Here is a 20,637-nt window from a genome sequence, read left to right on the forward strand (position 1 = left end):
CCGCGGCCTGGGCGTGCGCTCGTTTCCGGCCTCGCGCTGTTGCCGCTGATGGCATCGACCGCTCTCGCACAAGACTCCGTTACGCTCGAAACGATCGTCCTCAGCGGCGGGAGCGGGAGCGAGAGCGCGACGGGGCCCGGCACCGGCTACACGGCGAAAAAAACGACAACCGGCTCCAAAACGGCGACCGATATCAAGGATATCCCCCAGTCCGTTTCCATCGTGACGCGTCAGCAGATGGATGACCGGCAGCCGGCGCAGCTGGAAGATGCCATCGCTTATTCCTCCGGCGTCATTTCCTCCAACTGGGGTGTCGATGACCGTTTCGACCAATTCATGATCCGTGGCTTCGACATCGGCACCTACGGAATCTACCGGGATGGCCTCAGCCAGAAGTCCATCAATTTCTCCGGATTCAAGATCGAACCTTATGGGCTGGAGCGCGTGGAGGTCCTGAAAGGTCCGGTTGGCGTGCTCTATGGCGAAAACGATGCCGGCGGCATGGTGAACGCGATCACCAAACGCCCGACCTTCGACCGCTTCGCCGAAGGCTTCGCAAGCTACGGCTCGTTCAACACCTATGAGGCCGGCTTTGACGTCGGCGGTTCGCTCAACGCCGCGAATGAAATGGCCTTCCGTCTTACGGGCCTTTACCGCGACGGCGAGACGGAAATCGACGGCTCGGAGAACGATCGCGCCTTCATCGCGCCGGCTTTTACCTGGAAGCCGGACGAGAACACCAGCCTGACCATCCTGGCCAACTACCAGTCCGACAAGCTGACGCCGAACAGCTTTCTGCCGAAGGCGGGCCTCGATTTTGACGCGTCCTATGGAGCGTTGCCCAAAAGCTTCCAATACAGCCAGTCGGACTTCAACAAGTTCGACGCCGATCATGGCTCGATCGGCTATCAGTTCGAGCATTCCTTCAATGAAAATTGGGCCGTGCGGCAGAACTTGCGCTTCGCGGCCGAGTCGACCGACTACAAGCAGCTCTACTTTGACGGCATGGCCGACGCGACAACCATGAACTATACAGCATTCACGGTCGACGAGACGGCAACGATCTTCAATGTCGACAATCAGCTGGAGTGGAAGCACGACTTCGGACCGGTGCAGAACACACTGCTCGCCGGTCTGGACTATTCCCGCTATACCGTCGACGGCAAGAATGGCTGGGCCACCGGCTATTCCATCAGCATCCTCGATCCGAACTACGATTTCGACGTCAGCGATCCGGCCATCTATCTGGATCGCAAGCAGACGATTGACCGGGTCGGGCTCTACGCTCAGACCCAGGCGAAGATCCTTGATCACTGGAACCTGACTGCGGGCTTGCGCCAGTCGTGGGTGCGCAATGAAAATGACGACCATCTTTACGCCGGGGACAGCTCGCAGAATGACAATGCGCTGACGAAGATGATCGGTCTTGGCTACGACTTCGACAACGGCATCACGCCCTATGTGGGCTATTCAGAATCGTTCACCACCAACACCGGCGCGGCCTATTCCGGCGCGCTCTTTGACCCATCGAAGGCGCATCAGTACGAAGTCGGCGTGAAATATCGGCCGGACGGCTTCAACGGCTTCTTCACGGCAGCGCTTTTCGACATCACGAAGACCAATGTGCTGACGAGCGATCCGGACCACATCTTCTATCAGGTCCAGACCGGCGAGGTGAATCATCGCGGGCTTGAACTCGAGGCGAATTTCGACCTGATGGCGGGTCTGTCCGCCACCACATCCTACACCTATATCGACGCGGAGATCACCAAGAGCAATGACGGCGACCAGGGCAACAGGCCCTCGATGGTGCCGGAACATTCCGCCGCGCTGTGGTTGAACTACAAGGTCCAGTCCGGTCTGCTGGAGGGCCTCAGCGCCGGTGCCGGCGTGCGCTATGTCGGTTCGTCCTATGGTGACAGCGCGAACACCATCAAGGTGTCAGACTATGCCGTCGTCGATGCGGCGTTGCGCTACAGCTACGATGGGAAATACGAGGCCTCGCTCAACGTCACCAACCTTCTCGACAACGAGTATGACGCCACCTGCTATTCCGGATCCGGCTGCATCGCTGGCGAGGGCCGCGTCTTCACCGGCAAGCTCACAGTCAAGTTCTGACCGAGTCTACAAAAAACAACGCTCTGAAGCGGCCTCTCGCTTCAGAGCGTTGTTGTGTCGTGGAGGGCGCGTACCAGGTGGACGTCGATCTTTGGTACTGGAACCATGAGCCCAATCTGACGCCATCCGTTCTCTCGCGGGCGCTCGGCCTGATGTCGGCGGAAGAGCAGCGCCGCTACGAGATGCTCGACCGGCAGGAGGACAGGCGCATTCATGCGGCAACGCGGCTGATGATCCGCACGCTGCTCTCGCGCCACGCCGATCTCAAGCCGGCGGACTGGCGCTTCGGCCGGCAGGAAACCGGAAAGCCCTACGTCGCCAACAGGCGCTGGAGGGACATTTCTTTCAACCTGTCCCATACCCAGGGGATGATCGTGGCAGCCCTCAGCAGGCGCCGATCCATGCTGGGCGTTGACGTGGAACGAACGGCTCCGGGTCCGATGGAGAAGCTCGCGCCGTTTTTCGTCGCATCGGAAGAGTTGGCCGATCTGGCGTGTCTGATGTCCTGCGAGCGCGAGAGGCGGTTGCTCCGGCTCTGGGTCCTGAAGGAAAGTCTCATAAAGGCACGTGGTCTTGGCCTTGGGTGTGACGATCCGAAGGCATTCGCCTTTCGCTCTGCCGGCGAAGGCGTCCCCTCCCCGGCCCTCATGCCGGCTTCCGCGAGCGCAGTTGGAGCCGCCTCATTTGCGCTTTTCGACCAAGGCGCCCATGTCGTTGGTCTTTGCGTTATCGGAGCAGCGAACGCATCCGTCGCTGCCCGGAATTTTTCCGACGTGCTCGCCGTTCAAGAATAGGCAAGGCCCACCGCACGCTCCTGCGGCGTCTCGCTCGGCCACACCAGGATCGGGTCCGGCAGGGTGAGATCGAAGACGGCTCGTCCGACAAGCGCATTGATGATCGTCGCCGAGCGCCATGCCATCAGGCTCAGCTGACTGTCGGCGATGCCGTGGCTGAAGCGCCCGGCATTTTGCGCGAAGATGCGGTTTTCCCGCGGCCCGTCCCAGGCAAGAGCATAGTCATCGCCCGGCATGAGACGCCGCTCCGCATCGCGGTAGAGCCGGTGGGCGATAGGATGAAGCGCATCTGGCACCACGAAGCGGAAACCGGTTGCCAGCACGACAGCGTCGGCAAAGAAAACCTCAATGCCGCCGTCGAAGCTGTTGCGTGCGACGAGGCGGTATTCCTCGCCCTGCCGTTCGACTTGCACGACCGTCCGGCTCGGCATCATCGCGACATCGATCGGCGCGCAGTCGATGTGCCTCAAACGATAGAGCTTGCGGTAGATACCGTTGATGGTGGAAATCGACAGGCCATCCGAGGTTAGAATGGAATTCTCCAGCGCCGTCTTCTTGCGCTCGTCGGAAAGGCGACGATAGGCGTCGACATATTCGGGCGAGAAGACCTGATTGGAGAAGGGCGTCTCGTTGATCGGCTCGAAGTTGTGCCGCCGGCTCAGCCAGCGGATGCTGCGTGGCAACCGCTCGGATGACAGGAGATGGTCGACGACCTCGCCGCCGCTCTGGCCGCCGCCGATGACGACGATGCGTTCCGCCCGGGCGAGATCATCAAGGCGATGGCCGATGTCGGCGCAGTGGAAGAAGCGCGGCCCTAAATGATTGGTCGCCCAGGCCGGTACGAAGGGCCGCGATCCCGTACCCACGACAATGTTGCGCGCAAGGACGCTGCCGGAGTCATAAGTCAGGCGGAAATGTCGAGCCTCGAGGTCAATTTCCCGAATTGGCGTCTGAAAACGAAGATTTGGCAGGCCCTTGCCGGCCCAAGCAAAATAATTCGCCATCTCCTGGCGCGGTACCGCCTCATACTGCGCGTTGAGGAAAGTGAAAAGCCGCCGCTGAGCGACAAGGTAGGCGATGAAGGACCATGAGCTTGTCGGGCATACGGGCGTGACGAGATCTTTCAAGAAGGAAGACTGCAGCTCGACGTCCGGCAGCATCATGGCCGGATGCCAGTCGAAGCAGGGCTTGGCATCGAAAAAGCACGCGTCAATTCCCTCCATGCCGTCCAGGAGCGCGGCGAGCGACAGGTTGAACGGACCGATCCCTATTCCGGCAAGATCGAGCGGCGCCGTCGATCGGGAAAATGCATCGGACATGTTTGGCCTCATGAGTTTGTGCAGAGTACGGTTGGTGCGGGCAGCGCCCAGAACGGTCTATCCGGGGTGTCAGGAACGGCTGTCCCGCTCAAATGCCTCACCCAGCCGCTGAGCAAATCGTTCCTGAAACTGCGGCGCGCCGATGATGTGCAGGTGATTGGTTCCGGACACCATTTCCACAGGCTGCGCGAGTGCGGAAAATCGACGCCAGTCAATGAGGGTCAGACCTCGGCTAAGACTGTCTTCAGCCGTGAAGGAGTGGATGCGGCAGTCGTGGGGTCGTATCTCGTGCCGGCGGAAGACAAGCGCATTGTCGATCAGCACCCAGAAGGTGTGTTCACGGCTCGAAATATCCGGGCCGTCAACGGGTAGCGGCTCCTTCTCGTTGCCGACGAATTTCAGGAACTGGTCGTAGGCGAGGCTGTCCATCACCGACAGCAGTGCATCCCATTCCCGCCGCATCGCCGTTCGCGACAGCCAGTCGCTGACCTGCTGTTCCAGCTCTTCGCGTTCGCCCGGCGCGAACTCCGGCACTGCGCCGAGGGCGAAGTCCGAGCCAAGATCACAGACATCAACCATGCCGATCATCTTCAGGTCGATCTCGCTGCCAAGCAGCCGCGCCGCCTCGAAGGCGAGAAGACCGCCCCACGACCAGCCGAGGAAGGCGCACGGTTTGCCACGGCTCGTTTTCAGGATGTGTTCGACATAGGGTGCGACGACATCCTCGACGGAAACGTTGAGATCCTTCTGTTCCGAAAGAGAATGGCACATGAAGCCGGTTGCCGGCTGATCCGGGCCGAGATGATCAACGAGACGCAGATATTCGCGCGTCGAGACCAGAAGGCCGGGGAAGCAATAGAGCATCGGCCGGCTGCCGGAAGCACGCAGGGCGACCGCCTGCTGGCCGGTGCTTTGTCCGCCTTTTTCGATGGCGCCGGCCAGCGCGCGGATCGTCGGGTTGTTGAAGAGATCGGCAATGGTGGTCCGGTCCCCGCTGCGCACAGCCCTCAGCGCCCCAAGAATCCGCAAGGCAGCCAGCGAATGCCCGCCGACATCGAAGAAACTTTCGGTGACGCCGACGGCCTCGATGCCGAGGATTTCCTGCCAGATGCCGACGAGAAGACGCTCCAGATCGGTTGCCGGCGGCACGATTTCACGCAGCTTGCGCTGTGGCCTGGGCAACGCCGAGCGGTCGAGCTTGGCATTGGGATTGGTCGGCATTTTTTCAAGCACGATGACGGCGACCGGAACCATGTGGCCCGGCAGCCGGCGCTTCAATGCCGCCATCAGAACCGCATCGTCAAGAGAACGCCCCGCCTCCGGCACCGCATAGGCAACGAGCGCCTTTTCGCCGTCGTCTTCCCGCAGGAGAACGAGGGCCTCGCCGACGCCGTCTTCGGCAAGCAGCGCGGCCTCGATCTCGCCAAGCTCGATGCGGAACCCGCGAAGCTTCACCTGCAGATCGACGCGACCGACAAATTCCACCGTGCCGTCCTCCCGCCAGCGGGTAAGGTCGCCGGACCGATAGAGCCTGCCACCCTCCTCGCCGAAGAGCGGCCCGAAGGGATCGGGCACGAAACGGTCGGCGGTGACGCCCGGCTTGCCGAAATAGCCGCGGGCAACGCCCTCGCCGCCGAGGTAAAGCTCGCCGGTAACGCCGATCGGGCACGGGTTCATATCCGGGTCGAGCACATAGACCCGCCGTCGTCCGACCGCCCGCCCGATGGGGGCGTAAGCGCCGGAAAAGCGCACGCCTAGGCGCACCTTCCAGACCATCGGCGTCATGATCGTCTCGGTCGGGCCGTAACCGTTGATGAGGATCTTGGCATTGAGCGAGCGTGACAGGAGATCGAAGGTCGCTTGCGGCAGCCCCTCCCCGCCGAAGGAATAAAGCCGCATCGGCGGCGCCTCGCCGGTCCGCTCCGCCCATTCGGCGAGCTGCTGCATGTAGGTCGTCGGGATCGAGGCGTTGTTCGCCCCGTGGCGGCGCATGGCGGCCAGCGTCTCGCCCGGCGTCCACAGCGCTGCGCTCGGAATGAGAATGCTGCCGCCTTCCATCAGCGGGACCATCCAGCGCTCGTGGCCGCCGTCGGAGGAAAACGGCAAAAACGGGAGTTCGCGCGATTCCGACGACATCTCGTAAACGCGCGATGTCGCCTGATTGTGATGCGTGAGGGGTCCGTGCTCCACGGCAACGCCCTTGGGCAAGCCGGTCGAGCCGGAGGTGTACATGACATAGGCGAGCTGATCGGGGTGGATCGCCACATCCGGCGCGCTCGCCGGCTCGCCGGCAAGGTCGAGACGGTCAAGCTCCACGATGGCCGCCTCAAAATCATCCGGCAACCGCGAACGCCACTCGTTGGCGGTGATCACCACCTTGACCTTGGCGTCCTTCAGGATGTGGTGATTGCGCGCCGGGGGGTGATCCGGCTCGACGGGAATATAAGCGCCCCCTGCCTTCAGGACAGCGAGAATGGCCATCACGGTGTGGGCGGACCGTTCCACCAGAATGGCGACCGTCGTCTCGGCTTCGACACCGAGCCCGATCAGGCGATGGGCAAGGCGGTTGGCCCGCTCGTCGAGTTCGCGATGGGTCCAGACCTCATCGCCATAGATGATGGCCGTCTTTTCGGGCGTCAGGACGGCATGATCGGCAATGATCTGATGCACCGGCCGGTCGTCGTCGACCGCATCGTCCGGATAGGGAGCGGAAAGAGCGGCAAGGTCTTCGAAACCGACGAACTGCACTTCCGAAAGCCGCGCCCGCGGGTCTTCGGCGATCGCTTCAAGCACCCGCTTCAATTGTTCGGCAAAGCGGGCGATCAGCGCGGGCTCGAAGACGCCGGCCCGTCCCTCGACGACGATATCCGCCGCCCCATCCACCGCCGGCAATACCGTGACGGTGACGTCCGCATGCGCGGAGGGCGCCGGCAAGGCCACGACACCAGCCTGTGAGCTGACATCGAGCGTCGGCAACCGGCGCAGATCCAGTGCGACCTTTACCAACGCATTTTCCTCCTGTCCCGGCAAGGTGAGCAAGTCCTGGAGAATGACGTCGGAGCGAACACGATTGGCTTCGGCAATCGCCCGGGCAGACCGGCCGGCTGCGGCAATATCGGCATAGGTCAGCGACGACGTGACCGCGAGATCGATCGGCAGCAGATCCTCGACCCGAGAGATGGCGCGATCCGTTCGGTTCACGGCAACGAGACCAAGGCGAAAACGCTCCTGTCCCGTATAGCGATGCATGAGGCCGGCAAGAGCTGCGAACCAGATATCCTCAATGCCGAGCGACATCACGTCGGCGGTATGTTCCACCGCTTGCATCAGCGTCGCCGGAATGCGGGCGCTGGCGCTGTCCCGTCCCGCGTCGGACGATCCCGGACGATATCGCTGGGGCAAACCCGCTGCTGCCGTCTCGGAAAGAAGCAGCCCGCGCCAGTAAGCGAGCTTTTCCTCAATCTGGTCTGGGGTGGACGCTGCCTCCACCACCGGCTGCAGGAGCGGTTTTCCGGCCAATGCCGTGCAAAGATCCTCGGCGAGAATGGCCATTGCCGCCGGATCGGCAACAATCGGATGGGCGGAAAGGATCAGAACGGTCTCATCCGGCGATATCCGGGACAGATGAAAGCGGATCGGCGCGGCCGTTTCGAGGTCGAAGGGCTGCAAGGCAGCCGCCTGCAATTCGGCCAGCGCCGCATCGGCGGGCCGATCACCGGTTGCCGGCTTGCCGATGTGGAGCGGCAGTGGCGCCGCGCGATCCGGCGTCCACCCGCTCCGCCCGCCCGCCAGGCGAAGAAGACGGCAGGACAGTACGGCGTGGTGATCCATCAGCCGCCGCAAGGCCGTCTCGATCGCCAAATCGTCGGCCTCGCCTGGCAGTCTCAATGCGATGGTCTGAATTGCGAAGGGCTCGGTTTGAGCGATCTGAGCGCGAGCCCAGATCGTTGCCTGAATCGGGCTGAGCGGCAGAAGGGCCGGCGACGGTGTGGCGGCGGCCGAAGAATGGCTGTTCATGGGATGCCTTCCGAAAAGGTCGTATGCGTCGGCGTCTTCAGCGATGCGGCGACGGGAACTGCCTTTGATGGTGCTTCAGGTTTTCCGGGCGCGGATCGCGCCAAATCTGATCGATGGCAGCAAGGCAGGAAGGACGGTCCTGCGCCTCGCTGATGGCCGCCCATCCGGCCGGGATAGACCGGTCGCAGCGCCAGACCGAATAGCAGCCCTGGTGGTTGCGCACGACGCGCCAGATGGGCTCCATCGTGCCGTTGAGACCGGAATTCGCACTTTGCTGAGATGGAGCTGGCTTGGTCATGTCGATCACTTCAATGCAACAAATTGTTGTCCCTTGATCGATCAAGGCGGCGGCAAATTCACCGATCCACGCAAGAATAATTTTCTCGGCTGCGGGTAAATTTCCGTTCGCGCCATTCGTTCCTTGCCCATCGCCGCCCCGGACACGTCATCGCCGAGCCCGAGTGAAAAGCCATGAATGCCGCGCCTTTGCCAGCAGCAAAAGCTGATCAAGAAATCAATTTTTCTCAAATATTTCCGAACCATCGCCTGCTGGATGCAACGATGGACGAGCCCGGCCGCTTTGCTCATGATGATGTAAGTGGCGCGCCCGTCGAAGTTCTGTTGCAGCAGGACGAGCAAGGCCTCAGCGTCGATTGCTCGGCGCTTTCACATGCATGCAGCCTACAATTTTATATGCAACTTATGGAGGCTGCGACCTGTCACCGCCGCGACATCACGTCGATCCGTCTGGATGGGCTAGCGACCGACATCGGCGAGGCCGTCATCGCCGAAGGCATCGGTCAGAAGCGCGGCAAGGATGTGGTGCTCGTTCCGGCGATGGCGTGGCAGAAGCCCGGCTCCTGGCTCGTGCAGCCGGCAGCGCCGTTCCCCGCATTCGAAGTGCTCACCGCAGGCAGGCCTCATCCGCTGCGCCCGCAAAAGCCGTCCGGCACGGTCTACCGCCGTTTCATACCCTGGCTCGGCGGGACCTTGAGCTTTCGCGTCGTCGATCCGGACAAGGATGTTGCCACCTTCAGCCGCTGGATGAACGATCCGCGCGTTGCCGAAATCTGGGAGGACGACGGCCCGCTCGAAAAGCACCGGGCGATCCTTCTCGACCGGCACGCCGACCCGCATGTGCTGCCGCTCTTCGGCGAGGTCGAAGGCCGGCCCTTCGGCTATTTCGAGGTCTATTGGGCGAAAGAGAACCGCATCGGTCCCTATTATGAGGCGCGCGACCACGATCGCGGCTGGCATGTGGCGATCGGTGAGGAGAGCTGCCGTGGGCGCGGCTGGATCTCCGCCTGGCTGCCGTCGCTGATGCATTTCATCTTTCTCGACGACCCACGCACGACGCGCATCGTCGGCGAACCGCGAGCAAGCCACGCCCAGCAAATCCGCAACCTCGACAAGGCGGGCTTTGCAAAGGTCCGGCATTTCGATTTCCCGCACAAGCGAGCGCTGCTCGTCATGCTGGAGCGGGAGCGCTTCTTCGCCGATGCACTCTGGGCGCCGGAGGCAACTCGACCGTGAGCGGGCCATCCCCATTTGCACCGGCCGATCTCGGCGCGGGTCCGGTGCGTCCCTTGATCCTGCGTCTCGCAGCGCCGGCGGTGGTCGGCCTTTCGGTCAATGCCGCACATCAGACCATCAACGCCGTCTTCGTCGGCATGCTCGGTGCCGAGGCGCTGGCCGCTGTCACGCTGACGCTACCTGTGCTGATGCTCGGCGCGGCGCTTGGCGAGGGTCTCGGCGCGGGGGCTTGCGCCGAAATCGCCCGCTCGCTCGGTGCCGGCAACCGCCAAAGGGCAGGCACCGCCGCCAGCATCTCCCTTCTTGCCTGCCTTCCTGTCGCCACGCTCCTGACGTTTGCGGGCCTTTTCTTCACCGAACCGCTGCTACGCCTCTTCGGCGCCAGCGATGCATCCCTGCCTCTGGCGGTTCCCTATGTGCGGATCATGGCACTCGGCATGGTGCTGACCCTCATTCAGGTCGTCTGCGATTTTGTTGCCATCGGCGAGGGCAACAGCCGCTTTTCCATGGGCACGCTAATCGCCGGCTTTTCCCTCAATATCATCCTCGATCCGATCCTGATCTTCGGCCTCGGTCTTGGTGTCGAAGGGGCCGCGCTTGCCACCATTCTGTCGCAGGTTGTCGTCCTTGCCGCCTATGGCAGCTACTTCCTCAAGGGCTGGAGCAACCTGAAGCTTGCTCTGCCCGGCGCTTTTGATCTGAAGCTCCTTCGTCCGGTCATCGCTATCGGCCTGCCGGTGACGCTCTCAAGCTTTCTGACGGCGGCGGCCTTCGCGCTGGCCTACAAGGCCGCCGCGGAAACGGCAGGTGATGCCGGCGTTGCGGCCATCGGCATCGCGCTGCGCCTCGTCATCCTCGGCACCCTGCCGATCGTCGGCTTCGCTCTCGGCGGTCAGCCGGTTCTCGGCTATGCCTTCGGCAACGGCGCGCAAGCCCGACTGCGCGAGGCCACATACTTCATGGTCGTGGCGGCAAGTCTCTTCTGCATGGTCTACGGCTTCGGCGTTGCAGCGTTCGCCCGCCCGCTGGCAGGCATCTTCACCGATGATCCGGAGGTGCTGGTACTCGGCGCGTCAGCGATCGTGGCCATCCATCTCGCCTTTCCGCTGACCGGCTTGCGTCTCGTTCTACTCGTGCTTCTGCAGGCCACTGAACGGCCAAAGCTTGCAGCGGTCATCTCCGTGTCGGCACAAGGCTTTCTGCTTGCCCCGCCACTGCTCGTTCTCCCCGGCCTTTTTGGCTTTGCCGCCGTCCCGCTCTCGGTTGCCGGCGGCATCGCTGTCGCCGGGGCGATGTCGATGGCGCTTCTCTGGCCCATCCTCTTCGGTCAGCCGAGGCCCGCGACCGCCGTCCCAATCGAAAACTCCGGCTGAGGAGACTGCCATGGAGATCGAACCCCTGATTGAGGGAAAGGGCGAGGCCTGCCGGCAGATTATGCGTGATTTGCCTCTCTGGTTTCCCGAGCCCGAGGGGCATGAAGCCGCCGCCCGGCGGGTCGATGACATGGACGTTCTCGTTTGTCGGGAGGAAGGCATTGTTGCAGGCCTGATCGCGCTTGAGGAGCAAACGGACAGTGCGATGGAGATCTTCCTTCTGGCTGTCGACGAACGGTTTCACCGCCGGGGAATCGGACGCGAACTCGTCGACGCCGCCGCCGAACTCGCCAAGGAGCGCCAGTTCGATCTCCTGACCGTCAAGACGCTGGCCCCGCGTGGTCGCAAAGAGCCTCATCTCGATGCAACGCGCAGTTTCTATTCAAGCGTCGGCTTTCTTCGGGCAGAGGTTTTCCCCACCCTCTGGCATCCCGATCACCCCTGCCTCTTCATGATCAAACCCCTTGCCGCGAGGCCCGCATGAACAAGCCCGTAACCCTTCGCGATGAAGAGCTTATCGCGCATTCCGCCGGCCTTCTGGCCCCCCTGGCGCCAATGCCTCATGACGCGGTTTCGCCGCCGATCTTCCAGACCTCGCTCTTCACCTTCGAACGTTATTCCGATCTTGCCGACGTCTTCGCCGGCAGGACGCAGCGCTACATCTATTCGCGCGGCGACAATCCCACCGTCCACGAACTTGAGGCTCTCGTCGCAGCCCTTGAGGGCGCTGAGGCCGGGCGTGGCTTTTCCTCCGGCACGGCGGCGATTGCTGCCTCGATCGTTCCGTTCGTGGAAGCAGGAGACCGCATCGTCGCGGTGGAAAATCTTTATTCCGATGCCTTCCGCTTCATGGAAAAAATCCTGCGCAAATTCGGTGTCATCATCGATTATGTCGACGGTACAGATGCAGGCGCAGTCATCGAAGCCCTGCCCGACGCGAAGATTGTCTATCTGGAGAGCCCGACGTCGATGGTCTTCAGTGTGCAGGACATCGGCCCCATTGCAGAAGCTGCGCAAAAGCATGGCGTCATCTCGATCATCGACAATTCCTGGGCAACGCCGCTTTACCAGAAGCCGATCAGCCATGGCGTCGATCTGGTGGTGCATGCCGCATCGAAATATCTCGGCGGCCACAGCGACACGGTCGCCGGTGTCGTCGTCGGCTCCAAGGCGCTGGTCGACCGCATCAATCACGAGAGCTACCACTATCTCGGCGGCAAGCTTTCGCCCTTCGAGGCCTGGCTGATCCTGCGCGGCATGCGCACTCTGCCGATGCGGCTCGAGCGCCACATGCAGGCCGGTCTCTTTCTCGGCGAGCATTTGCAAAATCATCCCGAGGTCGAGCGCGTGCGTCATCCCGCCTTCGTGCCGCATCCCGGCAATGCGACGCTTTCCGGTTACGGCGGCATCTTCGCCTTCGATGTCTCCGACGCGATCGACGTGCCGCGTTTCGTCGACAGTCTGCACCATATCCGCATCGGCGTTTCGTGGGGCGGGCCGGAATCGCTCGTCGTGCCGGCGCTTGCGGCGCTGGAACTCTCGCCGACGACCAATTCCTTCCGCCGTTTCGGCGTATCACCACGCACCGTTCGCCTTGCGGCCGGCCATGAGGCCCCGGAGCTGCTGGCCGCGGATATCGATCAGGCGCTCGCCGCCGCGCGAAAGTGAGACGAGCCATGGATCAGCCAGTCCTCAACGTCCGCAGCGCACCACTCGCCGGCACCACGATCCACGATATCGTCGGGGCCAATGGAGCGATCTACCGCGTCTTCGTGCATAGTCCCGACAGCGAACCACCGGCTGACGGCTGGCCCGCACTCTTCATGACCGATGGCAATGCCGTGATCGCGACGGCGGTCGATGCCCTGCGCGTGCAGGCCGACTGGCCGGCGGGCACCAATGTCGGCAAGGGCGTGATCGTCGCCATCGGCTACCCGACCGATGCGCCCTACGATCCCTTGCGCCGGTCCTGGGATCTCGGTCCGCCTCCTGGCCAGACCTATCCGCCCTTCTTTGAGGGAACGCCGGAGGTGAAAACCGGCGGAGCGGAGGAATTTGCCGCCTTCATCGAGCAGGAGGTAAAACCGCTCGCGGCCTCCATTGCACCCCTCGATCCGGCGCGCCAGACGCTGTTCGGCCATTCCTTCGGCGGTCTTTTCGCCCTCCACACGCTCTTCACCCGACCGAGAAGCTTTTTGAACTGGATCGCCGTCAGCCCGGCGATCTACTGGGAGGGTTCCCAGCTCATTCCGGTCCGCGATCGCTTTCTCGCCAACCTGCCGAACGATCTCTCGGCATTCGTCCATCTTTCCGCTGGCGAATATGAGGGGGACAGCCTTGCCCCCTTCCAGCTCGGCGCGGAAGACGAGGTCAGGCGGCTTGAGGAAAAGCGGCGCATCCGCACCGTTGCGGCGGCACACGCCATGGCCGGCGATCTTGCCCGCCTCAGCAACGGAAAAATCCGCACCGACTTCGAGATCTTCCCACGCGAGACCCACATGTCGGTGCTGCCGGTCGCCGTCGGCAGAGCTGTCCAGATCGCCTTTGCGGTGCGCGAGCCTCGGCGGCCAGGCGCCGGAATTCCGCTCGACTGAAGACGGTTCAACGCCACCCCACGCCTCCCTGATTATAACTTGACTCATTTACTCATATTTATCACACAGGCGGCATGACCCGTTCACCGCCCGACGAACCATCATGACCGAACCAACATGACCGAACCTGCCTTCAGCCTCACCGGGGCCGGTGTGCGCATAAAGGACACCTGGCTGCTGCATCCGACAGACCTGACAATCGCGAAAGGTCGCGTCACGGGTCTTCTCGGGCACAATGGATCCGGCAAGTCGACCATGATGAGCCTCCTCGCGCGTGCTGGTCGCCCTTCTGTCGGCAGCGTGCATCTTGACGGAGAAGATTGCGGCGGCTTCGGCGCGCGCGCCTACGCCCGTCGCGTTGCCTTCTTGCCGCAGGATCCGGCCGTTTCCGACAGCCTGACGGTGCGCGAGATGGTCGAGTTCGGCCGCTATCCCTGGCATGGCGCACTCGGGCGCTTCACCAAGACCGACAGGCAATCCGTCGACCGGGCGCTCGACCTCAGCGGCCTTCTGCCCTTTGCCGACCGCTTGGTCGCAACACTTTCCGGCGGCGAGCGACAACGCAGCTTCGTTGCCATGATGGTGGCGCAAGATGCCTCCTGCCTGCTGCTCGACGAGCCGATTTCAGCGCTCGATATCGCAAGCCAGATCGCGGTCATGAGTCTTTTGCGCAGCCTTTCCGAGACGCAGGAGCGCACAGTCGTCGTCGTCCTCCATGACATCAACATCGCCGCACGCTTCTGCGATGAACTGATCGCCCTTTCCGCAGGGCGGCTTGTGGCTCAGGCGCAGGCCCGCGAGCTGATGACGGCGGACAACCTCAAGCGGATCTATGGGCTGCCGATGGGCGTCATGGTGCCGCCGGAAGGCGGAGCGCCCATATCCTATGCCCTGTGACGTGTCCCATGCCCTTTGAGATGAAATGGCAGCTGACGCGCCGTCACCTCGTTGCCGGCAGCCTCGCCTTCTTCGGCTCAGGCCGCCTCGCCTTGGCGACAACGCCGACGCGCGTCGTCTCCATGGATTATGGCCTTGCCCAGACGCTGATCGAGATCGGATTGCCACTGGTCGGCCTCGTGAGCACCGAGGACTGGCCACTTTGGGCCGTCGAGCCGGCGCTACCCGCAGGCATCGTCAACATCGGCGGCCAGACCCAGCCGAATCTTGAGCAGATTGCCCGCCTGCGGCCCGATCTTATCGTCTCAACGCCCTATCTGGAAACGATGCGGGTCCGGCTGGAAACGATCGCGCCGGTGGAAAGCTTTGCCATTCACGATGTCGGCGGCCCGCCCTATCCGCATATCGTCGAGGAAACGCGCCGTCTCGGCGACCTTCTGGGGCGCACGCGCGAGGCGGACAATCTGATCGCACAGACCCAAAGCGCACTCGCCGAGGCCAGGATTCGCTGCAAGCCGCTGCGCGAAGCACCGCTCGTCATCATCAATTTTCTCGATACGCGCCACATCCGGGTCTATGGCACCGGCGGCAACATCGGCGACACGCTCGATGCGCTCGGCCTGAAAAATGGCTGGACCGGCGAGACGAACTCCTGGGGCTTTGCGACCGCCGGCTACGAGGACCTCGCCGGCGTTCTCCCCGGCTCAAGGCTCATCGTCATGGACCCGGTGCCGCCGGATGTCTTTCCGAGCCTTTCCGGCAGTCCGCTCTGGCAAAGCCTGCCCTTTTCGCGCGATGGCGGCATATCCCGCATGCCAGTCGTTCTGATGTTCGGCACGCTGCCCTCGATGACGCGGCTTGCCCGGTTTCTGGTGGCGATTGCCGAAGGCCACGACATCAGCGGGGAGATTGCGCAGCCTTGATGCCGTTTCGCGCCGCCCTCCCCCCGTCCGTGACCGCACGGTTGCCGCTGTCGCTACGCCCGCTCCTGCTGCTTGTTGGGTTGATTGTTGCAGCGATGGCGGTCGCGATCGTCAATCTCGGCCCGCCGATTGCGGACGTCGGCCTTGCGCGCGCTTTCACAGCGCCGGCGCTGACCGACAACGCAGCGATTCTCGTCCATTATTCGCTGCTGCCGCGAACAGCCATCGCCCTTCTTTGCGGCGCGGCCCTTGGCCTTTCCGGCTGTCTGATGCAGCAGGTGCTGCGCAATCCGCTCGCCTCGCCCTCCACCGTAGGCGTCGAGGCCGGCGCGCAGCTCGCTCTCGCCTTCGCCATGCTGGCAACCCCGGTGCTTGGCGGCATCAGCCGCGATTTCGTCGCGCTTGCGGGCGGTCTTGTCGTCATGGCTCTCGTTTTCGGCGCCAGCGCCCGCTTCGGCTTTTCTCCGCTCATCGTCATGCTGACAGGACTGCTCGCCGGGCTTTATGCCAGCGCCTTTGTCACCATTCTCGCCCTCTTGCGCGAGCGCTATCTGCCGGGGCTCTTTCTCTGGGGCGGCGGCTCTCTGGTACAGCAGGACTGGCGCAGCGTTCAGACGCTGCTGCCCCGCCTCGGCGTCGTCTTTCTGGCGGCTGGCCTTCTCGTGCGACCGCTGCGTCTTCTTGATCTCGACGAAGGCGCGGCGTCGCTCGGCGTCCGATTGGCCAGCGTGCGCGCCGCCGGCCTTGGGCTCGCCGTCCTCGCGTCGAGCTTTGTCGTCAGCGCCGTCGGTGTCATCGGCTTTCTCGGCCTTGCCGCACCGGCCCTTGCACGCATGATGGGCTTCCGCCGGCTCGGCGCCCGGCTGATCGTCGCCCCCGTGATTGGCGCGGCACTGCTGCTGCTGACCGATCAGACCCTGCAACTTGCCGAAGCGGCGAGCGGCCTTTTCCTGCCGACGGGGGCCATAACCGCGCTCATCGGCGCACCGCTGCTTCTCGTCATCATGCGCAGCCTCAAAAGCGAGTCGCGAACCGCGTCGCTGACGCATCGCGCAAACACCGGCTCCATCTCCGTGCCACGTGGGATCATGCTCCTTGGCGCGGGCTCAGTGCTGCTCGTTCTTGCAAGCCTGTTCGTGAGCCGTGATCTTCAGGGTCATTTCGAAATCACCGGCATTGACGACCTTTCGATCGTTTTGCCATTTCGAGTTCCAAGGTTGCTTGCCGCGGCCTGCGGCGGCCTTCTGATGGGCCTCGCCGGCAGCCTGCTGCAACAGATGACCCGAAATCCGATGGCAAGCCCGGAGGTTCTGGGCCTCTCATCCGGCGCGGCCTGCGGTCTCTTCGTTGTGCTGTTCTTCACTGATCGGCCCGACGCAGCAACGGCAACCCTTGCGGCAACGCTAGGCGCACTCGCCGTCTTCGCCGTCCTCTCCCTGTCGTCCCATGGCCGTTCCGGCGCGAGCGAGCGCATGCTCTATACGGGCGTTGCGCTAGGAGCCCTCTTGACGGCACTCCTCTCCGTCGTCATCGCGACGGGTGATCCGCGTGCGCAGTTGCTGCTGACATGGATGAGCGGCGCCACTGCTCTTGTCGACGTGACGACGGCAGGCTCAGGTCTAGCCGTCGCCGTCATTCTGCTGTGTCTCGCCCCGCTTGCCTCACGGCCGCTCGACCTTCTTGGCCTTGGTCCGGTCATGGCCGCCGCCGCAGGTGTTTCCGTTGGCCCGGTTCGCTTCGGCCTGCTGACGCTCGCCAGCCTTGCCACTGCCACCGCAACGCTGCTGACAGGACCGCTGAGCTTCATCGGTCTGATGGCGCCGCATCTTGCAAGACGCATCGGCTTCATCCGGACAAGGGGGAATATGCTTGCCTCGGCGATGATCGGCCTATGCCTGATGCAGGTCGCCGACGGAATTGCCAGGCTCGTCTGGTTCCCATGGCAGCTGCCCACGGGCATTGTCGCGACACTGGTGGGAGGCCCCCTGCTCGCCGTCTTGCTCATCCGCAAGATTCAATAACCGAATTGAGGAGACCTGTTGTTGGCCGTCTTGACGACTTTTCATCTAAGCTAGGTCACTAGCGGGTTCGAACCTTGGCTCGGCCGGGAATTGATCGATCGGAGCAACGGGCCGCCGGCCTTGACGCCAGATGGCAAGAATTGATCCTCCCCCACTGAAATGGCCCGCCGTTATGTTTAGTAAGGCGGAGGCTCTCAGATGGGAATCAAGCGGCAGCATGCCGGCACGCCGGTGACGGCGCGCCAGCTTGCGGGAAGTTCGGCAAGAAGAAGCGCCTGACGCCGAAAAGTCGTCCGCGTCAGGCCAACCTCGGGATCTCCGTCACGCGCCGAATGTCGCCTTCGCAAGCGGCAGACTGCGGATCCGTTGTCCCGTCAGCGCTGCGACGGCATTGACGACCGCCGGCGCGACACCGGGCAATCCGGGCTCGCCGACGCCGCCCATCGGTTCCCCGCTCTCGACGATTTCGACGTGCACCTTCGGCATCTCGTCACGCGAGAGGATCGTGTAGGTGTCGTAGTTGCTCACCTGCCGGACGCCACCTTCATAGGGCAGCTCTTCGTGCAGCGTTGCGGACAGACCGAGCGCTGCGGCCGATTCCACCTGCGACTGGACGATGCGCGGGTTGACGATCGAGCCCGGATCGAAGGCGATCCAGAGATTGTGGACGCGCACGCTGCCATCCTCGATCGAGACTTCGGCGATCGTCGCGGTCTCCGAGCCGAAGGGGGAGGCCATCGAGACCCCCCGGGCGCGCTTCACGCCCTCCACTTCATAGGGACCGCGCTTCCAGCCGCCGGACATGGTCGCGACCACATCGAGAAGATGCAGGTGGCGCGGCTTGTCCTGGAGCAGCACCCGGCGGAGCTCATAGGGGTCCTTGTCACCGGCCGCCGCGATCTCGTCGAAGAAACTCTCGGAGAAATAGTCGTTCATCGAGTGTCCGACCGACCGCCAAAAGGCGATCGTGACGGGATGCACGACCTTGACGTACTCCATCGACCGATTGGGAATGGCGTAGGGCTTGGCCACGATGCCCTCGACGGCGGAACTGTCGACGGGATCCTTGAACACGCTGGAGAACCATCGGCCGATCGGCCCCTCCCCCACCGTCCTCACCTTGATCGCGACCGGCATCCCATCCTTGTCCAGTGCCGCGCTGAAGCGACTGAAAGACAAGGGGCGTGCGGCGTCCATCTTGAACTCCTCCTCGCGCGACCAGAGCACCTTGACCGGCTTGCCGGTCTCCTTGGCAAGCAGGATCGCCTGGAAGAAGGGACTGGACGATCCGTAGAGGAAATGGCGGCCGAAGAACCCGCCCAGCATTGGCGAGTGGACAATGACCTTTTCGACGGGAACGTCTGCGGTCTTTGCCGCGTACATCTGGAAGAGCTCGGGCATCTGGTTGGAAATCCAGAGCTCCAGGGTGCCGTCCTCGTTGAACCGGGCCAGCGCGGAGGGTGGCTCAAGCTGCCCATGCGCCAGATATGGCGCGTCATAGTCCGCCTCGATGAGCCTCGCGGCGGAGGCAAAGGCCGCATCGGCATCGCCGACGGTCTCCGCCGGCACCCCCTTGTCGGTCGATGCCTTGAGAGCTGCCAGCATGCCGGCAGAGGAAAAATCCGCCGCGATCGTATCAAGTCCCGTCGGCTTCGGTGCGGTCCACGTCACCTCCAGTTGCTCGACGGCCTTGCGAGCCCGGAACCAGCTGTTCGCCGTCACGGCAACGGCGCCCGGCAAACGATGGACCGCATGGACGCCGGACATCGTCAGCGTTTCGGCCTCGTTGGCGATCGCCGTCGGTTCGGTTCCGAAGTGCTCACCGTGGACAACCGCGGCATAGAGCATGCCCTCGACCTTCTGGTCGATCGCATAGACCGCCTTGCCCGTCGATTTGTCCCTGACGTCGAGCCGGTCCATCGGCTGGCGGATATAACGGAAGGTCGAGGGGTCTCGAAGCGCCACCTCGCTGGCCGGCTCCAGCTTCAGGGCCTCGGCAACCAGATCCGCATAGACAATGCTGCGGCCGGACGCAGCATGCCGAACGACCCCGTCGTCGGTGTCAAGCTCCGCCCTTGGCACATCCAGCCGGGCTGCCGCCGCGCGGATGAGCATGTCGCGCAGGCTTGCTCCAAGCTGGCGAAAAACCATGTAGCTCGACCGGGTGGAGAAACTGCCGCCCGTCATGCGCAGGCCGTTGATGACCGCATAATCCGGTCCTGGCGGCGCGCATTCGACCGCAAATCGGCTCGGATGGACATCCAGCTCCTCGCCGACGATCTGCGCTGCCCCGGTCGCGATCCCCTGTCCGCCTTCAACGAAGGGGCTGAGCAACCGGACCGTCCCGTCGGACCTCAACTCCAGAAACGCCGGAATGCGTGTGCCGGGCTTGATTGCCTCCGACGCCTGGGCGCGCGCTTGGCCTGCGGGCAACAAGGCGCCGATCAGCAGCGCACCGGCCGAGACGCCCAGAAAACCCCGGCGGGACAGGTTGGTCACGCCATCGGGCTTCATCAACGCCAGCGCCTCCGCGGGCGCGAAATCATGAGCGATTTTCATGGGAGCCCCCTTAGCCTGCGGCCTGCCGAACGGCGTCGGCGATCCGGTTATAGGTTCCGCAGCGGCAAAGATTGGTCATCGCATCGGCGATGTCCTCGTCCGCCGGCTTCGGGTTGGATTTGAGCAGAGCCGTGGCTGCCATCACCTGCCCGGACTGGCAATAGCCGCATTGCGGAACCTGAACCGAAACCCAGGCTTCCACGACTTTCCGACCGACCTCATCGGCCTCGATCGCGTCGATGGTGACGATCTCTGCGTCGCCGATAGCCTCGACGGGCATCTGGCAAGAACGCGTCGCGTCGCCATCGATCATCACGGTGCAGGCGCCGCATTGCGCGATGCCGCAGCCGTATTTCGTGCCGGTGAGGCCAATTGTGTCCCGCAGGACCCAAAGAAGCGGCGTGTCGGCCTCAACATCCACGTCGTGAATAGACCCGTTGATTTTCAGCCTGAACATCTTGGTCCTCATGTCGGAAAAATGCGCTGCAC

General features: G+C 63.2%; 15 protein-coding genes and 1 pseudogene. 10 read left to right on the forward strand and 6 right to left on the reverse strand.

Translation table 11 applies throughout. The features are described 5' to 3' along the window. The first annotated feature begins 48 nt into the window (after positions 1-48). A complete protein-coding gene (locus HDIA_RS15735) occupies positions 49-2,118 on the forward strand; it encodes a TonB-dependent siderophore receptor (protein WP_157775686.1) in 2,070 nt (689 codons plus the stop codon). Between the two features lie 77 nt (positions 2,119-2,195). Further along, entirely contained in the window at positions 2,196-2,912 is a 717-nt protein-coding gene (locus HDIA_RS15740) for a 4'-phosphopantetheinyl transferase family protein (RefSeq protein ID WP_099557017.1), read from the forward strand. Here the strand turns inward: HDIA_RS15740 and HDIA_RS15745 are convergent. The 4 genes from HDIA_RS15745 to HDIA_RS25610 form a co-directional block, all read right to left on the reverse strand. Beyond that, on the reverse strand, positions 2,903-4,231 hold the full coding sequence (locus HDIA_RS15745) for a lysine N(6)-hydroxylase/L-ornithine N(5)-oxygenase family protein (protein WP_099557018.1): 1,329 nt from the start codon (positions 4,229-4,231) through the stop codon (positions 2,903-2,905). The two genes, HDIA_RS15740 and HDIA_RS15745, sit on opposite strands and share 10 nt — an antisense overlap. Positions 4,232-4,300: 69 nt before the next feature. Further along, a complete protein-coding gene (locus HDIA_RS15750) occupies positions 4,301-8,248 on the reverse strand; it encodes a non-ribosomal peptide synthetase (protein WP_099557019.1) in 3,948 nt (1,315 codons plus the stop codon). Between the two features lie 37 nt (positions 8,249-8,285). After that, positions 8,286-8,591 (reverse strand): MbtH family protein, encoded by a 306-nt coding sequence (locus tag HDIA_RS15755; protein WP_157775687.1) that lies wholly within the window; start codon positions 8,589-8,591, stop codon positions 8,286-8,288. Beyond that, the gene (locus tag HDIA_RS25610; protein WP_162292591.1) at positions 8,588-8,887 is read right to left on the reverse strand and encodes a hypothetical protein; all 300 of its coding nucleotides are present in this window, start codon (positions 8,885-8,887) and stop codon (positions 8,588-8,590) included. The genes HDIA_RS15755 and HDIA_RS25610 overlap by 4 nt, the downstream gene beginning before the upstream one ends. A 39-nt stretch (positions 8,888-8,926) precedes the next feature. Here HDIA_RS25610 and HDIA_RS15760 point away from each other — a divergent pair. From HDIA_RS15760 to fhuB, 8 genes and pseudogenes are all read left to right on the forward strand, one after another. Then, a pseudogene (locus tag HDIA_RS15760) lies at positions 8,927-9,781 on the forward strand (GNAT family N-acetyltransferase); the annotation flags it as partial. Then, positions 9,778-11,154 carry an MATE family efflux transporter gene (locus HDIA_RS15765; RefSeq protein WP_099557022.1) on the forward strand — a complete coding sequence of 459 codons (1,377 nt, stop codon included), beginning with the start codon at positions 9,778-9,780 and terminating at the stop codon, positions 11,152-11,154. The pseudogene HDIA_RS15760 and the gene HDIA_RS15765, both read left to right, overlap by 4 nt. A gap of 10 nt (positions 11,155-11,164) precedes the next feature. Continuing rightward, positions 11,165-11,638 carry a GNAT family N-acetyltransferase gene (locus tag HDIA_RS15770; protein WP_099557023.1) on the forward strand — a complete coding sequence of 158 codons (474 nt, stop codon included), beginning with the start codon at positions 11,165-11,167 and terminating at the stop codon, positions 11,636-11,638. After that, positions 11,635-12,822 carry a PLP-dependent transferase gene (locus HDIA_RS15775; protein WP_099557024.1) on the forward strand — a complete coding sequence of 396 codons (1,188 nt, stop codon included), beginning with the start codon at positions 11,635-11,637 and terminating at the stop codon, positions 12,820-12,822. The genes HDIA_RS15770 and HDIA_RS15775 overlap by 4 nt, the downstream gene beginning before the upstream one ends. Before the next feature lie 8 nt (positions 12,823-12,830). Continuing rightward, a complete protein-coding gene (locus HDIA_RS15780; RefSeq protein WP_099557025.1) occupies positions 12,831-13,748 on the forward strand; it encodes an alpha/beta hydrolase in 918 nt (305 codons plus the stop codon). Positions 13,749-13,865: 117 nt separating this feature from the next. Then, entirely contained in the window at positions 13,866-14,645 is a 780-nt protein-coding gene (locus tag HDIA_RS15785) for an ATP-binding cassette domain-containing protein (protein ID WP_099557026.1), read from the forward strand. An 8-nt stretch (positions 14,646-14,653) separates the two neighbouring features. Next, positions 14,654-15,568 carry an iron-siderophore ABC transporter substrate-binding protein gene (locus HDIA_RS15790; protein WP_099557027.1) on the forward strand — a complete coding sequence of 305 codons (915 nt, stop codon included), beginning with the start codon at positions 14,654-14,656 and terminating at the stop codon, positions 15,566-15,568. Continuing rightward, positions 15,568-17,589, forward strand: a complete 2,022-nt coding sequence (gene fhuB / locus HDIA_RS15795) for a Fe(3+)-hydroxamate ABC transporter permease FhuB (RefSeq protein WP_099557028.1) — start codon at positions 15,568-15,570, stop codon at positions 17,587-17,589. Before HDIA_RS15790 ends, fhuB begins: the two co-directional genes overlap by 1 nt. A gap of 321 nt (positions 17,590-17,910) precedes the next feature. Here the strand turns inward: fhuB and HDIA_RS15800 are convergent, their stop codons facing one another. Beyond that, on the reverse strand, positions 17,911-20,148 hold the full coding sequence (locus HDIA_RS15800; RefSeq protein ID WP_099557029.1) for a xanthine dehydrogenase family protein molybdopterin-binding subunit: 2,238 nt from the start codon (positions 20,146-20,148) through the stop codon (positions 17,911-17,913). Between the two features lie 10 nt (positions 20,149-20,158). After that, positions 20,159-20,605 (reverse strand): (2Fe-2S)-binding protein, encoded by a 447-nt coding sequence (locus HDIA_RS15805; protein ID WP_099557030.1) that lies wholly within the window; start codon positions 20,603-20,605, stop codon positions 20,159-20,161. Positions 20,606-20,637 lie beyond the last annotated feature (32 nt).

Source organism: Hartmannibacter diazotrophicus (genome assembly GCF_900231165.1).
Taxonomy (GTDB): domain Bacteria; phylum Pseudomonadota; class Alphaproteobacteria; order Rhizobiales; family Pleomorphomonadaceae; genus Hartmannibacter; species Hartmannibacter diazotrophicus.